General features: G+C 71.4%; 11 protein-coding genes. 7 read left to right on the forward strand and 4 right to left on the reverse strand.

Annotation, left to right across the window (positions count from 1 at the left end; genetic code table 11):
- The first annotated feature begins 94 nt into the window (after positions 1 to 94).
- Entirely contained in the window at positions 95 to 322 is a 228-nt protein-coding gene (locus ACH4YP_RS04950) for a hypothetical protein (RefSeq protein ID WP_398489384.1), read from the forward strand.
- A 460-nt stretch (positions 323 to 782) separates the two neighbouring features.
- Here ACH4YP_RS04950 and gcl read toward each other — a convergent pair whose 3' ends face one another.
- On the reverse strand, positions 783 to 2,567 hold the full coding sequence (gene gcl, locus ACH4YP_RS04955) for a glyoxylate carboligase (protein ID WP_361069906.1): 1,785 nt from the start codon (positions 2,565 to 2,567) through the stop codon (positions 783 to 785).
- A gap of 354 nt (positions 2,568 to 2,921) precedes the next feature.
- Between gcl and ACH4YP_RS04960 the strand changes: the two genes are divergently transcribed.
- Both ACH4YP_RS04960 and ACH4YP_RS04965 read left to right on the forward strand, forming a co-directional pair.
- Positions 2,922 to 3,794: a hypothetical protein gene (locus tag ACH4YP_RS04960; protein WP_398489385.1), complete on the forward strand. Its 873-nt coding sequence runs from the start codon at positions 2,922 to 2,924 to the stop codon at positions 3,792 to 3,794.
- Positions 3,795 to 3,832: 38 nt separating this feature from the next.
- Complete coding sequence (locus ACH4YP_RS04965) at positions 3,833 to 4,363, forward strand: GNAT family N-acetyltransferase (RefSeq protein WP_398489386.1); 531 nt, start codon at positions 3,833 to 3,835, stop codon at positions 4,361 to 4,363.
- 69 nt (positions 4,364 to 4,432) lie between these two features.
- Here ACH4YP_RS04965 and ACH4YP_RS04970 read toward each other — a convergent pair whose 3' ends face one another.
- Both ACH4YP_RS04970 and ACH4YP_RS04975 read right to left on the reverse strand, forming a co-directional pair.
- Positions 4,433 to 6,073: an AMP-binding protein gene (locus ACH4YP_RS04970; protein WP_398489387.1), complete on the reverse strand. Its 1,641-nt coding sequence runs from the start codon at positions 6,071 to 6,073 to the stop codon at positions 4,433 to 4,435.
- Positions 6,070 to 7,746 carry an AMP-binding protein gene (locus ACH4YP_RS04975; RefSeq protein WP_361069895.1) on the reverse strand — a complete coding sequence of 559 codons (1,677 nt, stop codon included), beginning with the start codon at positions 7,744 to 7,746 and terminating at the stop codon, positions 6,070 to 6,072. Before ACH4YP_RS04975 ends, ACH4YP_RS04970 begins: the two co-directional genes overlap by 4 nt.
- Positions 7,747 to 7,904: 158 nt before the next feature.
- On the opposite strand from ACH4YP_RS04975, the gene ACH4YP_RS04980 reads away from it, so the two are divergent.
- The 4 genes from ACH4YP_RS04980 (at position 7,905) to ACH4YP_RS04995 (ending at position 13,844) form a co-directional block, all read left to right on the forward strand.
- Positions 7,905 to 8,708: a response regulator transcription factor gene (locus ACH4YP_RS04980; RefSeq protein WP_398489480.1), complete on the forward strand. Its 804-nt coding sequence runs from the start codon at positions 7,905 to 7,907 to the stop codon at positions 8,706 to 8,708.
- A gap of 208 nt (positions 8,709 to 8,916) precedes the next feature.
- Positions 8,917 to 11,769: an AAA family ATPase gene (locus ACH4YP_RS04985; protein ID WP_398489388.1), complete on the forward strand. Its 2,853-nt coding sequence runs from the start codon at positions 8,917 to 8,919 to the stop codon at positions 11,767 to 11,769.
- A gap of 387 nt (positions 11,770 to 12,156) precedes the next feature.
- Positions 12,157 to 12,948, forward strand: coding sequence for a S1 family peptidase (locus tag ACH4YP_RS04990; RefSeq protein WP_398489389.1), 792 nt, complete (start codon positions 12,157 to 12,159; stop codon positions 12,946 to 12,948).
- A 248-nt stretch (positions 12,949 to 13,196) separates the two neighbouring features.
- The gene (locus ACH4YP_RS04995; RefSeq protein WP_398489391.1) at positions 13,197 to 13,844 is read left to right on the forward strand and encodes a LysE family translocator; all 648 of its coding nucleotides are present in this window, start codon (positions 13,197 to 13,199) and stop codon (positions 13,842 to 13,844) included.
- 58 nt (positions 13,845 to 13,902) lie between these two features.
- Here the strand turns inward: ACH4YP_RS04995 and ACH4YP_RS05000 are convergent, their stop codons facing one another.
- The gene (locus tag ACH4YP_RS05000) at positions 13,903 to 15,021 is read right to left on the reverse strand and encodes a winged helix DNA-binding domain-containing protein (RefSeq protein WP_398489392.1); all 1,119 of its coding nucleotides are present in this window, start codon (positions 15,019 to 15,021) and stop codon (positions 13,903 to 13,905) included.
- Positions 15,022 to 15,039 lie beyond the last annotated feature (18 nt).

A 15,039-nucleotide genomic window follows, 5' to 3' on the forward strand; every position in this document is an offset into this window, starting at 1 on the left:
GCTTGACCGTCCGTGCCCGGCAGTCTTCGCCGTCCGCGGAAACACCCGTCGCCTTCGGGGTGCGGATTCCCCGGCCGCGCAGCAGCCTGGAGGCATGGACCTTCCCAGCATCGTCGTGCACCCTCCGGCGCTGGACGGCTCGCGCCGGGTCACCGCGGGCAGCGAGACCCTCGGCGTCGCCTACCACCTCGACGACGTCGTCGAGATCCTGCGCCTCGCCGACCTGGACGAGATCGAGGTGGAGGAGAGCGACATCATCGACTGGCAGGGCGGGGGTCCCGACGACTGGCCGGGTCTGTCGGAGCACCACGGGGCCGACTGACGTCCGTACAAACGTCCGCGTGTGTACGTCTGTGTGCGTACATCGGATACGGAACCCTCAAATCAACCTCTGAATATGCCTCCGGGGGCTTCAACTCACTGTGCTTCAGGGCACATTCTCAGCACATGGGGCCCGCCGGCACGGGGGCGGCGGGCCCCGTACGGAGAACAGCGGGCCTGGCCTGAGACGGGGGTGAGACGTATGAGCACGTTGATTTCAACGCGTGGGCGAGAAAAGTTCGCGTTGATGCCGCTCCGGGGCGTCGCCCGGTCCGGCCGGTCCCGCACGGCACTTCGGACGTCGGGGGCGTCCGGAGACGGGGGGAAGCACGGGGGCGGCGGATTCCGTTCGGGCGGCGGCGGGGGCTGCTCGAACTGAACACGCCGAGAGGCCCCCGTCCTGGATCCTCAGGACGGGGGCCTCGGTTCTTCCCCTTGAGCCGCTCTCTCCCAGGGGTCGGTCAGACCTTGAGGGTCTTGATGGACGTGGGCGCGTGGCCCGGCTCGGTCGCGATCTCCTCGAACTCCACTATGTTGCTGATGTCGTTGGTCGTGGACATCGAGATGTTGGTGACGCGCTCCAGGATCGCCTCGACGACGACCGGGACCCGGAACTCGACGGCGAGCTTCTTCGCCTGTTCGAGGGCGGCACCCAACTCGTTCGGGTCGGTGACGCGGATCGCCTTGCAGCCGAGGCCCTCGACGACCTTGACGTGGTCGACGCCGTAGACGCCCAGCTCGGGCGAGTTGAGGTTCTCGAACTCCAGGTTGACCTGGAAGTCGATGTCGAACCCTCGCTGGGCCTGCCGGATGAGGCCCAAGTAGGCGTTGTTCACGAGCACATGGACGTACGGGATCCGGTGCTGGGCCCCGACGGCCAGCTCCTCGATCATGAACTGGAAGTCGTAGTCGCCGGAGAGCGCGACCACCTGCGCCTCCGGGTCGGCCTTGGCCACACCCAGCGCGGCCGGGACGGTCCAGCCGAGGGGGCCCGCCTGACCGCAGTTGATCCAGTGCCGCGGCCGGTAGACGTGCAGCATCTGGGCGCCGGCGATCTGCGAGAGGCCGATGGTGGTGACGTACCGGGTCTCGGGGCCGAAGGCCTTGTTCATCTCCTCGTAGACGCGCTGCGGCTTGATGGGGATGTCGTCGAAGTGCGTACGGCGCTGGAGGGTCGCCTTCTTGTCCTGCGCGGCCTGGGCCCACGCGGAGCGGTCGGGCAGCCTGCCCGCGGCCTTCAACTCCCGTGCCACCTCGACGAACAGCTCAAGGGCGGCCTTCGCGTCGGAGGCGATTCCGTAGTCCGGGGCGAAGATCTTGCCGATCTGGGTGGGCTCGATGTCGACGTGCACGAACTTCCGGCCCGCCGTGTAGACGTCCAGCTTGCCGGTGTGGCGGTTGGCCCAGCGGTTGCCGATGCCGAGGACGAAGTCGGACTCCAGGAAGGTCGCGTTGCCGTAGCGGTGCGAGGTCTGCAGGCCGACCATGCCGGCGTTCAGCTCGTGGTCGTCGGGCAGGATGCCCCAGCCCATGAGGGTGGGGACGACGGGCGTACCGGTCAACTCGGCGAACTCCACGAGGAGTTCGGAGGCGTCGGCGTTGATGACGCCTCCGCCCGCGACGATCAGCGGGCGCTCCGACTCGTTCAGGAGCGTGATCGCCTTCTCGACCTGGGCGCGGGTCGCGGACGGCTTGTAGACCGGCAGCGGCTCGTACGTCTCGGGGTCGAACTCGATCTCCGTCAGCTGGACGTCGATGGGGAGGTCGATGAGGACCGGCCCCGGGCGGGCCGAGCGCATCAGGTGGAAGGCCTGCTGGAAGACGCCCGGGACCTGGGCGGCCTCCAGCACGGTGACCGCCATCTTGGCGACCGGCTTGGCGATCGAGGCGATGTCGACGGCCTGGAAGTCCTCCTTGTGGATCACGGCGGTCGGGGCCTGGCCCGTGATGCACAGGATCGGGATGGAGTCGCCGGTCGCGGAGTACAGACCGGTGATCATGTCGGTGCCCGCGGGCCCTGACGTACCGATGCAGACGCCGATGTTGCCGGGTGCGGTGCGGGTGTAGCCCTCCGCCATGTGGGAGGCGCCCTCGACATGGCGGGCGAGGGTGTGGCTGATTCCGCCGGAGGCCTTGAGCGCCGCGTAGAAGGGGTTGATCGCCGCGCCCGGGACACCGAACGCGCTGGTGACGCCCTCACGCTTGAGGATCTCAACTGCCGCGCGGGCAGCGGTCATACGAGCCATTGCGTACTCCTGCTTCGGCTGTCGGATTCGGGCTCCCGTCGCGCCCCGCGGAGAGCTTCAAATTCCGTATTACGGAAACTAACTTCTGCTATCTGGAAACAATGTAGATGGGCGGCCAGGAGGCGTCAAGGGTTCGGCGGGCAGCCGGAGGCCGGTCGGCGGACAGGAGCCGACCCGTCGACAGGTGGTCGGCCGGCGGTCGGTCGGCGCGGAATCACGGGACGTCGGATCGTTTCGCTGCCGGAAGCGGGGGTTCCGGAGCACGATGGAGGTTGCTGTCCCGATGGGGCGTTGTGGCGATGTGTTCGATACGGCGATGTGCCGATGTGGTGTCGCGGTGTTCTGGAGAGGGCTATGTCCGAGAGCGTGCCGGTGAGGTGTCCGGCCTGTCGGCGCGAGCATGTCTATGCGGCGCCGTCGTACCCGTGTGTGTGCGGAGCGCCTGTCGCGCCCGTCCTCGACCGGAGCGCGCCCCCGGAGCCCGTCACGCACCACACCTGGGACGAGGGCTGGGTGACGATCCGCTGCGAGGCCTGCGGGCGGGCGGACCACTGGCCCCGGCCGGAGCTGGGGTGCCCCTGCGGGGTGGTGTTACGGGTACCGGTGACGGGGCCGGGTGCCGAGGGCGAGGCGGGAGCCCCGGGCGCCGACGCGGCGCACTCCTCGGGCACGGACACCTGCGAGAGCCCCGAGGGTGGCTCCCATGAGAGCTCGCACGAAGGGTCGTACGAGGGCTCACGCGAGCACTCCGGCCGCCCGCCCCGGAAATCCCGGGCCGACGGGACCGGCCGGGCAAGCCGTCTCCCCGCCGCCGCCATCCCGCTCCCCCGTACCGCCACGTCGCCCCGCCCCGCGTTCCAGCCGGTGGTCATCCGCACGGCGCGGGACGCGGTGACCGCCGCCGCGCTGTATCTGCGCTGGCTCGGGTACCGGGACATCCGGCGGGCCGACCAGCGGCCGCCCTCCGGGATAGGTCTGGCGGCCCGCGGGATCCTGGCCCAGGTCGACCCGACCGTGCGACCGGCCTCACTGCGGGACGTGGAGTGCCTGTGGCTGACGGCGATGACGGAGTCGGCGGGCTGCGTGTACTTCTCGCTGGCCGGCTACGAGGAGGACGCCCGCGTCTGCGCCGACTCCCTCGGCATCCCGCTGTTCGTACTGGACCTCACCGGCACCCCACAGCCGGTGAACAGCCTCGCCGACGACCTGATCGCCACGGGAGACTGAGTGGCCCGACTCCCGGAAACGAACGCATACTTGACGTCATGCGCATCCGACCGGCGACTCCCGCCGACCTCCCGCTGCTGCAGGACATCGAGCGGGCCGCGGGCGAGCCCTTCCGCACCCTGGGCATGAAGGAGATCGCCGACGACGAACCACCCGCGCTGGAACTGCTGGAGCGCTTCCGGGAGGCGGGCCACGCCTGGATCGCCGAAGGCGACGAGGCCGAGGGCGACGGCGCTGACGGCCGGCCCGTCGCGTATCTGATCGGCGAGCTCGTGGACGGCGCCTTCCACATCGAGCAGGTCTCCGTCCACCCGGACGCCTCACACCGGGGCGTGGGCCGGGCCCTGATCGCGTACGCCGCCGACCGCGCACGCGACCAGGGCCTGACCGGTCTCACACTGACCACCTTCACGGAGGTCCCCTGGAACGCGCCCTACTACGAGCGCATCGGCTTCCGCGCCCTGACCGATCCCGAACTCACCCCGGGCCTGCGCAAGATCCGCGCCTCGGAGGCCGAGCACGGCCTCGACCGCTGGCCGCGCGTCTGCATGCACAGGGCCACGGCCTGAGCGTCCCGAAGGAGCGCGGGGCTGTGACATGTGCGGCTCCGCCACGTGGGCGGGACCGGCCCGCGGTCGTCACACGCTCCCGGAGAACCGCTCCCGCAGCTCGACCTTCCGCACCTTCCCGGACACCGTCATCGGGAAGGCATCCATGATCCGCACCCGGCTCGGCACCTTGTAGTGCGCCAGCCGCCCCTCACAGAAGGCCCGCACGTCCCCCAACGTCGGCGGATCCCCGGCGTCGCGCGGAATGACACAGGCGAGCACCTCCTCGCCGTACCGTTCGTGCGGCACACCCACCACCTGCACGTCGGCGATCTTCGGGTGCGCGTACAGGAACTCCTCGATCTCGCGCGGGTAGATGTTCTCGCCACCCCGGATGATCATGTCCTTGATCCGGCCGACGATCTGCACGTACCCGTCGTCGAGCATCACGGCCAGGTCCCCGGTGTGCATCCACCGCCCGGCGTCGACGGCCTCGGCGGTCCGCTCGGGCTCGTCCCAGTAGCCGAGCATCACGCTGTAACCGCGGGTGCACAGCTCGCCCGCCGAACCGCGCGGCAGGGTCGTGCCGGTCGCCGGGTCGACGACCTTGACCTCGATGTGCGGCAGGACGCGACCGACCGTGCCGGTGCGGTGCTCCAGGTCGTCGTCGCGGCGGGTCTGGAGGGACACGGGCGAGGTCTCGGTCATGCCGTAGCAGATGGAGACCTCCGCCATGTGTATCTCGGAGACCACCCGCTTCATCACCTCGACCGGGCAGGGCGAGCCCGCCATGATGCCGGTCCGCAGGGAGGACAGGTCGTACGTCGCGAAGTCGGGGAGGTTCAACTCCGCGATGAACATGGTCGGTACGCCGTAGAGGGACGTGCAGCGCTCGTCCTGGACCGCGCGCAGGGTCGCCGTCGGGTCGAAGGACGGGGCCGGGATCACGACGCACGCGCCGTGCGAGGTGGCGGCGAGGTTGCCCATCACCATGCCGAAGCAGTGGTAGAAGGGCACGGGGACACAGACCCGGTCCTGCTCGGTGTAGGCGATCAACTCCCCCACGAAATAGCCGTTGTTGAGGATGTTGTGGTGGGAGAGGGTCGCGCCCTTGGGGAATCCCGTGGTGCCCGAGGTGTACTGGATGTTGACCGGGTCGTCGCAGGACAGCTCGCTCCGGCGCGTCCGGAACTCCTCGTCCAGGTCGGGGGTGCCCCGGGCGATCAGCGCGTCCCAGCTCGGGTCGCCGATGTAGACGGTCTCCCTCAACTGCGGGCATTTGCCGTGCACTTGCTCGACCATGGCCCGGTAGTCGCTCGTCCTGTGACTGAGCGAGGCGAACAGGACTGAGATGCCCGCCTGTTTGAGGACGTACTCGACCTCGTGGGTGCGGTAGGCCGGGTTGATGTTCACCATGACCGCGCCGATGCGGGCGGTGGCGTACTGGACGAGCACCCACTCCGGGCAGTTGACCGCCCAGATGCCCACCCGGTCGCCCTTGGCGACCCCGTCGGCGAGCAGCGCGCGGGCCAACCGGTCGGCGTCCGCGGCGAATTGGGCGTACGTCCAGCGCCGTCCGGACGGTACGTCGACGAGCGCCTCGCGGTCCGGCCAGGCCGCGACGGCCCGGTCCAGGTTGGCGCCGATGGTGTCGTCGACCAGCGACGTCCCGCTCGTCCCGTGCGCGTACGACAGCTCGCCTGTCCCGCCCACCTCAGTCACCTCGCTCACCGGAAGTCCTCCTCGCGGTACTCGGCGTCCGACCCCGCGGCCGTCGCCTCGCGCAGCTCGATCCGGCGGATCTTGCCGGACACCGTCTTGGGCAGGTCGCCGAACTCCAGGCGGCGGATGCGCTTGTACGGGGCGAGGGCCGTGCGCGAGTGCTCGAAGAGGACCTTCGCCGTGTCGGGTCCCGGCTCCCAGCCGTCCGCCAGCACGACGTACGCCTTCGGGACCGCGAGCCGCAGTTCGTCCGGGGCGGGCACGACGGCCGCCTCGGCGACGGCCTCGTGCTCCAGGAGCGCGCTCTCCAGCTCGAAGGGGCTGATCTTGTAGTCGCTGGCCTTGAAGACGTCGTCGCTGCGGCCCACGTACGTGATGTAGCCCTCGGCGTCGCGCGAACCGATGTCGCCGGTGCGGTAGTAGCCGTCCGCCATCGCCTCGGCCGTACGGTCGGGGTCGCCGTGGTAGCCGGTCATCAGGCCGACGGGGCGGGCCGACAGGTCGAGCGCGATCTCGCCCTCCGTGGCGCCGGGCGTGCCCGTGACCGGGTCGAGCAGTTCGACCTCGAAGCCGGGGCTCGGCCGCCCCATGGAGCCCGTCTTCAGCGGCTGGCCCGGGCTGTTGGACACCTGCACGGCCGTCTCGGTCTGCCCGAAGCCGTCGCGGATCGTGACGCCCCAAGCGCGCCGCACCTGCTCGATGACCTCGGGATTCAGCGGCTCACCCGCGGCGACGGCCTCGCGCGGGGGCGTACGCAGCTGGGTCAGGTCGGCCTGGATGAGCATGCGCCAGACGGTGGGCGGGGCACAGAAGGTCGTCACTCCCGCGCGGTCCATCTCGGCCATCAGGCGGGCCGCGTCGAAGCGCGTGTAGTTGTGCAGGAAGACGGTCGCCTCGGCGTTCCAGGGCGCGAAGAGGTTCGACCAGGCGTGCTTGGCCCAGCCGGGTGAGGAGATGTTCAGGTGCACGTCACCCGGCTTGAGGCCGATCCAGTACATGGTCGCCAGGTGGCCGATCGGGTACGACGTGTGGGTGTGCTCGACGAGCTTGGGGCGGGCGGTGGTGCCCGAGGTGAAGTAGAGCATCAGCGGGTCGTCGGCCCGGGTCGGTCCGTCGGGCAGGAAGAGGCCGGACTCGCGGTCGTACACGTCCTCGTACGACCGCCAGCCCGTGTGCTCGCCGCCGACCACGACGCGGGTGTAGTCGCCGGGCACCTCGTCGAACTTGCCGGTGTCCTCGGCGCGCACGATCACGTGCCGGACGCGGCCCCGCTCGACGCGGTCGCGCAGGTCGGCGGGGCCGAGCAGCGGGGTGGCCGGAATGACCACGGCGCGCAGCTTCATCGCGGCGAGCGCGGTCACCCACAGCTCGGCCTGGTTGCCGAGCATGACGAGGATGCGGTCCCCGGCGCGTACGCCCAGCTCGCGCAGCCAGCCGGCGACGTCGTCGGAGCGTACGGACAGCTCCCCGAAGGACAGCTTGGTCTCGCGGCCGTCCTCCTCGACGATGTGCAGCGCGGTCCTGGCGTTGCCGTGGGCGATGTGGTCGAACCAGTCGAGGGCCCAGTTGAAGTGTTCGGGGCGGGGCCAGACGAAGCCCTCGTAGGCCGTGGCGTAGTCCTCGCGGTGCTCCAGCAGGAAGTCCCGCGCGCTGCGGAAGTGCTCCGTCGGCGTCGTAGTCATCTGTCCTCCTCGGACCCGGACCATTGCCGGGCGGCTCACTCACATCGTGTAATCCGTGATGCGGGTCTCACTACCCCCGAACGGGGGGTGCGCCGCGGTGAAGGGACGAGCACGTGGCAACTGGCGCGACCGAAGCGGTGGAGCTGCGCGGCGCGCTGATGCGGCTGCGCCGGACGACGGGGCTGCCCGTGGCCTTCGGCGGCCTGGTCGAGCCGGGCCGCCATCAGGTGCGGATCAGCGAGCTCAACGGTACGGCGACGGCGGCGCTCAGCGCGCTCGCGGTGTCGTCGGGCAACGGCCTCGGCGGCAAGGCGGTCGCCCTCGCCCGGCCGTGCGCCGTCCTGGACTACTCCTCCTCCCGGCGGATCAGCCACGAGTACGACGCCGCGGTCGCCGCGGAGGGCCTGCGGGCCATCCTCGCGGTGCCGGTCGTCGTACGCCGCCGGGTGCGCGGTGTCCTGTACGGCGCTCTGCGCACGGCCCAGCCCCTCGGCGACCGGACGCTGGCCGCGGCGGTGGAGGCGGCGCGGGACGTGGAGCAGTCCCTGGTCGTACGGGACGAGGCGCGGGGCCTGCTGACGGCGGTGCGCGAGTCGGAGGTGACGCGGGACGTCACCGGGGGCGCGGCGTGGGAGCGGGTCCGGGAGGCGCACGGGGCGCTGCGCGCGCTGGCCCCGCGCGTCGTGGACCCGGCGCTGCGGGCGGAGCTGCTGGCGGTCTGCGCCACGCTGGCCGCCTCGCCCGGCCCGGTGCCGACGGCCCGGCGGGTCCGGCTCACCCCGCGTGAGCTGGACGTTCTTGCCTGTGTGTCGACCGGTACGACCAACGCGGCCGCCGGGGAACGGCTCGGGCTGCGTCCGGAGACGGTGAAGGCCTATCTGCGCTCCGCGATGCGAAAGCTGGGCGCGCACACGCGGCTGGAGGCGGTGGTGGCGGCCCGGCGGGCGGGGCTGCTGCCCTGAGATCCGCCCTTGCCTGCCGCCTCGAAGGTCCGTACCTCCCCGGACCACCGCCCGAAGGTCCGTACCTCCCGGCGCGCTCTATACATGCACGGTCACGCTGAAATCCCGTATACCGGATCTCTGTTATTTCCCTCACGGCGCAACCCTCCGAAATTCAAGGGCTCTTTGCTTAATATTGAGCCGAACACGACTGAGGGGAGCGGTGCGCGTGCGACGGGATTTCGAGGAGCCTGTCAGACCCCGTTCCGAGCAGGTCGTCGGGCGGGACGAGCTGCTCAGGCGAGCCCGTGAGCAGCTCTCCCGAGGGGGCAGCCTTCTCTTGCACGGTCCGCCCGGAATAGGAAAGTCGACCGTCCTGCGGGCAATGGCAGCGGAATATGCCGAATCAGCCCGAACTGTGTTGCGCTGTTCGGCAACCGAGTCGGAATCCCATCTCCCGTTCCTCGCCCTGGTCGATCTGCTCGGTCTGGTCGCGGACGAGGTCGCGAACGCGCTGCCCGCCCCACAGCAGGCGGCGCTCGAAGCGGCGCTCACCGGCCGCGCCGAATCGTCCCTGCACCAGGACGGTCTCGCGCTGCGGCTCGCGGTGCTGTCGGTGCTGCGCGCCCTGGCGGCCAAGGGCCCCGTCCTCCTCGTCGCCGACGACCTGCAGTGGCTGGACGCGCCCAGCGCCGAACTGCTCGGTTTCGCGGCCCGCCGTCTCGGCGGGATGCCGGTGCGGATGCTCGGCGCGGTGCGTACCGGCACCGAACCGAAGGAGCAAGAACACGACCCGTATCTACGCGCGTATCCGCCGGAGGCGCTGGCCCTGCGGCTGACCCCGCTGTCCCGGCCGCAGGTGTCCGAGCTGCTGGTCGTACGCGGTTACACCGGTCTGCGCCGGTCGACACTGCGGGACATCCACCACACCAGCGGCGGCAACCCGCTGTTCGCGCTGGAGCTCGCCCGCGCCCTGGCCGAGAGCCCGACACCGCCCCGCCCCGGCGAGCCGCTGCCGGTGCCGACCTCGCTGCGTGCCCTCGTCCTCAGCCGCCTGGAGCTGCTGTCCACCGAGGCCCGGCAGACACTGCTGGTCGCGAGCGCGGGAGCCCGCCCCACACAGACTCTGCTCGGGTCCGCGGGCCGTACGAACGCGGAGGCGGAGGTCGCCCTCGCGGCCTCGCTCGGTCTGGTGGCGGCCCCAGGTCCCGACACCCAGGGCCCGGACGGGCAGGAGGGCGCGGTCCGATTCGCGCACCCGCTCGTCTCGGCCGCGCTGTACGCGCAGGCGACCCCCCAGGAGCGACGGGCCGCCCACGCCGCGCTGTCCACGGTGGCCTCCGACCCGATCGAGCGGGCCCGCCATCTCGCGCTGGCCACCACCGGCACCGACGAGCGGGTCGCCGCGCGGCTCTCCGAGGCGGCCGCGCTCGCCCGGGACCGCGGCGCGCCCTCGGTCGCGGCCCAGCTCGGGCTGCTCGCCGCCCGGCACACCCCGCCGGACGGCGGGCCGGGCGCGGACGAACGGCGCCTGAAGTCCGCCGAGGACGCGCTGACCTCGGGCGAGATCGACCTCGCCCGCGAGGTGGCCCGCGACATCCTGGACCGGGCGACCGACGCGGCGGTCCGGGTACGGGCCTGGATGGTGGTGATCGACTCGGCGGGGCAGGCGATGGCCGACGTCGAGGCCGTGTTCCCGCAGGCCCTCGCGGACGCGGGCGAGGACCCGCGGCTGCTCGCCCTGGTCCGCTACCAACTGGCGTGGCGGGCGCTGCTCGTGGAGGGCGAGACGGCCAAGGGCCGCGAGGAGGCCGCGCACGCGGCCCGGCTCGCGGCCGTCGCCGGTGACCGGAGCACCGAGCTGATGGCCCTGTCCTTCCAGGCCCAGATGGAGACCCTGATGGGTCACCCCGCGGCTCCGGCGACCCTGGAGAAGGCCCTCGCGGAACCGCAGGACCTTCGGGTGGCCTGCGACCACAACGGCGCCGGCGCCACCCGGTTCCGCTGGCAGATCATGAGCGACCAGCTCACCGAAGCCCGTACGACGATCACCCGGCTCCTCGGCGAGGTTCGGCGGCGCGGCATGGTCGAGAGCGAGGTGCACTTCCTGCGCGGACTCGCCGAGACCGAACTGCGCTCCGGGCACTGCGCCCGCGCCCTGGACCTCGCCCACGAGAGCCTGCGGCTCGCCCGGGACACCGGTATCGGCGAGGCCGCGGGCAACATGTTCACCTCGCTCGCCGAGGCCGCGGGCGGCGACGTACACCGGGCACTCGTACTCGCCGGCGACGCGGTGCGCCGCGCCGAGGACGACGGCGACCTGATCTACCTCTCGCGTGCGCTGGGCGCGCTCGGGCACGCCCAGCTCGTGGCCGGCGACGCCGCCGGGACGGTCCAGTCCCTGCGCAGGGCACGGGAGTTGGAGCAGGGGCTCGGCATCTTCGACCCCGCGCGGGGCCGCTGGCACGGCGACCTCGCCGAGGCGCTCGTCCTGATCGGCGAACCGGCGGAGGCCCAGGACGTCATCACCGCCACACGCGAACACGCGGTACGGCTCCGGCGGGCGGGCGTCCTCGCCGTACTGGACCGGGCCGAGGCCCTGGTGAAGGCCGCGGCCGGTCAATACGAGGCTGCCGCACAGCAGTTGACCTCGGCACAGGACCGACTGGCCCAGCTGGGATACGGGTTGGAGGAGGCCCGGGCCGCCCTGGCGCTGGCCCGGCTGCGGGCGGAGCAGTCGGGGCACGGCTCGTACGACGAGGCGGCGCGGCTGTTCCGACGCTGCAAGGCGGTGCCCTGGCTCAGACAGTTGGAGACGGCCTCCGTGGCCGCCGACCCTCCCGCCGACGCCTCGGCGGTGGCCCCCGAGTCCCTCCTGCCACACCTCGACCGACTGGCCTCCACGGAACGCCAGGTCGCGGGACTCGTCCTGGAGGGCGCCACGAACCGCGAGATCGCCGCCCACCTGTTCATCAGCGTGAAGACGGTCGAGGCGACACTCACCCGGGTGTACCGGAAGTTGGGTATCCGGTCACGGGTCGACATCGTGCGGTTGGCTGCGGGGCAGCGGCGGGGGGAGTGAACTCGCTGTTCGTGTACGGGGGTTGAGGCTGATGGCCTGAGCCGGGCCGGATGGCCACTGGGGTGTGGGCGGTCGCCGGGGTGTGGGCGGTCGCCGGGAAGCGGTGCCTGCCGGGTGTGGGCGGGTGTGTACGCGGCGAGCGTGCGGGGGGCGGGTGCCGGACGGCCACCGTCGCGCTTCGTCGGCGCACCCGGACCCCGCCAACTGCCCCCGATCCTCGGCCCGGAGGGGCGGGCCAGGTCGTGACCGAGGGTTTTCCCTCGTCAACTCCCGCAGGGAGTTCCCTCATTGGGGAGAGAGCCGGTCCGCTTCTAGCGTGGGACCCGCCCCGCAGGCTGTCGCTCCACCCCCACAGTGCACCCCCCACCGGCACTCCTGAGGAGAACCATGTTCGGGCTCACCCTTGCCAAGAAGGCCGCCGCCGTCACCGCGGCGGTCGCCGCCGCCGCGACGACCTGTCTGCTCGGCGCGACCACAGCGAGCGCCGCTCCCCAGCCCATCGTCGGCGGCTCGACCACCACGGCGGCCACGTACCCGTACGTCATGCAGATCACCGACTCCTCGCAGAACCAGTTCTGCGGCGGCACCCTGGTGTCGGCGACCAAGGTCGTCACCGCCGCGCACTGCATGGTCGACGAGACCACGAGCAGCGTCAGAGTCGTCGGCGGCCGCACCTACCGCAACGGCACCAACGGCACGGTCAGCCGGGTCAGCAACATATGGATCCACCCGAGCTACGTGGACGCCGAGCAGGGTGACGACGTCGCCGTCCTGACCCTGTCGACCTCCATGCCGTACACGCCCATCAGCTACGTCTCCTCCTCCGAGACCAGCGTGTACGCGGCCGGCGCCACCGCCCGCATCCTCGGCTGGGGCACCACCAGCTCGGGCGGCTCCTCCTCCAACCAGCTGCGCACCGCCACGGTCCCGACCGTCTCGAACGCCACCTGCTCCTCGGCGTACGGCTCGTCCTACATCTCCTCCGACATGGTCTGCGCCGGCTACACCTCCGGTGGCGTGGACACCTGCCAGGGCGACAGCGGCGGCCCGCTGATCATCGGCGGCAAGCTCGCCGGCATCACCTCGTGGGGCTACGGCTGCGCCGACGCCGCCTACCCCGGCGTCTACACCCGCCTGACCACGTTCTCCAGCCTGGTGACGACGCAGGTCAACTCCTAGTACTCACGCAGTGCCGTCGCACTCACGCGGTGCCGTCCCGATGACTTCCTGAGCACGACTCAGGTTGAGCCAGGGGGCGTTGCGGGCCTCCACGAGCGGCCCGCAACGCCCCCTTTCCATGTGCCTGTTCCTGCGCCCGGACCGGTCCGGGGTGCGTTGTCAGTAGCGCCTGTTTCAATGGATTTCGGTGCGGGTGGCGACCGTGGCCGGTGACGGGCGTGGTGACAGGTGAGGTGGGGGTGACGGGCATGGTGTCGACGGATCGGTTCCTGGCCTTCGCGGCGATGTCGCTGCTGGTGGTCATGATTCCGGGGCCGAGCGTGCTGTTCGTGATCGGCAGGGCGCTCGCCCACGGCCGGCGCACGGCGGTGGCGACGGCGCTGGGGAACGTCCTCGGTTCGTATCTGCTGGTCGTGGCGGTCGCCGTGGGCGTCGGCTCGATAGTGGAGCGATCGGTCACCGTCTACCTGGCGGTGAAGCTGGCGGGGGCCGCCTATCTGGTCTTCCTCGGCGTCCAGGCGTTCCGGCACCGCAAGGAGATGCGGGCCTCGGACATCGCGGAGCGGGCCAACGCGCCCGCCCGAGGCGATCTGCGGACGGTCCTGGACGGCGCCCTCGTCGGCGTCACCAACCCGAAGGGCATCGTCTTCTTCGCCGCGGTGCTCCCCCAGTTCGTCGACCACTCGGCCGGTCAAGTGCCCCTGCAGATGCTGCTGTTGGGCCTGATCCCGATAACCATCGGCCTGGTCACGGACACCTTGTGGGGTCTGACCGCGGCCACCGCCCGCGGCTGGTTCGCCCGCTCGGACCGCCGCCTGTCGATGATCGGCGGTGCGGGCGGCCTCACGATGGTCGGCCTCGGCGTGACGGTCGCGACAACGGGCCGCGCGGACTGACACCGCCGAGCGCTCCCTCCCCGCACCGGTCTCGTCCAGTTCGGTCCCGTCTCCGCGGTCAGCCCCGTACGACGGTCCCGAACCGGATGTCGTACGAGGACGACGTGCTCAGCACCGACAGCATCCGTGTCGCTTCCTCGGTCACTTCGTCGCGCTGCCTCCTGCTGAGAGTGCCGAAGGACTCGATGGTGATCACGGCCTCGTCGGGGGACTCCTCCAGCCGCCAAACACCCTCCAGGAAGCCGTCGACGAGGAGCGTGCAGTAGGCCTGGTTGCCCTGCCAGGAGCGGCCCTTGTAGTCGGGGGACACGACCCTGGAACGGTCGGCGTGCGAGAGGAGCAGGTTGTCGAACTCGGGCAGCAGCCGCGGCGGGGCCGGTGTGTCCGCGTCCGGGCGGGGCGCGTCCGGCAGGTCGAAGAGCTCGACGCCGTGCTCGTCGCGGAAGGTGACCAGCTGGGGCCGCAGCCGTTCGAAGACCTCGCGCAGCCGGGTGAGACCGGCCCAGGTCTGCATGTCCTTGACGGAGGCGGGGCCGAAGGCGGCGAGATAGCGCAGGACGGTGGCGTCGGGGGCGGGCGCGGGTTCTGAGGCCCGGCCGAGCCAGTGCTCGGCGGTGGTGAGCGCGACCTGTCCGCTGCGGCCCCACAGGCCGCGCGGGGTGACCTGGACGAGGGGCAGCCGGCAGCGGGCCGCGATGGCGAGGGCGAGCGGGTCGGCGTCCGGCCATTCGAGGAGCAGTGCCTCGCGCAGCTGCTTCAGGGTGCGCGGCTCGGTCTCGACGAGTTCCCGGCTGATCGCGGTGAGCCGGTCGAGGTCCACACCGGCGAGCCCGTGGCGGAAGCCGTACAGCTCCCGCTCGCGCGCGGCCTGCACGAGTGGCCGCAGGGTGAGGCAGTCGTCGGCGGTGTGGGTGTGGATGGTGGAGCGCATGGTCACGATGCGCACGACCTCGCGCTTCTCCATGGCGGCCGAGAGTTCCTCGGGCGCGAATCCCTCCAGGCGGGCGGCGAGGGCGTGGTACGGGGGCTTCACGTTCTGCGCCTGGAGGCCGACGAGGTGTTCGACGGCGTCCGTCGCGGACAGGGTGGCCCGGCGCAGGAGCAGCTGCCGGTCCAGGGTCGCGCGGTTCAGCTCACGGGCGCTCAGCACGGGGGCGGTCGAGGTCGTCTTCGTCATGCTCCGCACGTTAGCGGG

This window comes from Streptomyces sp. NPDC020747 (genome assembly GCF_044334695.1).
Lineage (GTDB): Bacteria > Actinomycetota > Actinomycetes > Streptomycetales > Streptomycetaceae > Streptomyces.